Genomic DNA, 699 nt, shown 5'->3' on the forward strand with positions numbered 1-699 from the left:
TAAATACAATACACATACCAATCAGTAGACCGGTTGAGTAATCCACCTCAAGGAAGCGACCAAACGCAACGCCCACGCCTTTCATCTGACCGATAACATAAGTGACCGACGCGATGATCAGACACACTACGGCTACGATACGCGCAGTCTTGGAGTAGAAACGCTCGCCGACAAACTCAGGCACGGTAAATTTACCGAACTTACGTAGGTAAGGGGCAAGCAACAGTGCAAGCAGCACGTAACCACCAGTCCAGCCCATTAAGAATACGCTGCCGCCGTAACCCATGAAGGCAATCAGACCCGCCATCGAGATAAAAGATGCCGCAGACATCCAGTCTGCTGCGGTTGCCATGCCGTTAGCGATAGGGTTTACACCACCGCCCGCGACGTAGAACTCTTTGGTTGATCCTGCGCGTGCCCAAATCGCAATACCGATGTAGAGGACAAACGTCGCACCAACAACCAGATAAGTGATAGTTTTCAAATCCATCTGAGTGACTCCTTACTCATCCACGCCGAATTCACGGTCGATTTGGCGCATTCTCCACGCGTAGTAGAAAATAATACCTAGGAAGGCATAGATGGAGCCCTGCTGAGCAAACCAGAAACCAAGTTTGTATCCACCTAATTGAAATTGATTTAGTACGTCGACAAATAAAATGCCGCAGCCGAAAGACACGACGAACCAGATGACCATTA

General features: G+C 49.2%; 2 protein-coding genes. Both read right to left on the reverse strand.

Annotated features, from left to right (window positions below; translation table 11 throughout):
* The coding region (locus R7040_RS26660) for a sodium:solute symporter family transporter (RefSeq protein WP_411978215.1) at positions 1 to 490 on the reverse strand (490 nt) is incomplete at its 3' end.
* Between the two features lie 12 nt (positions 491 to 502).
* Positions 503 to 699: DUF4212 domain-containing protein (locus R7040_RS26665; protein WP_318097612.1), on the reverse strand; the 197-nt coding region annotated here is incomplete at its 5' end.

It is taken from the genome of Vibrio sp. 1069 (assembly GCF_033340555.1).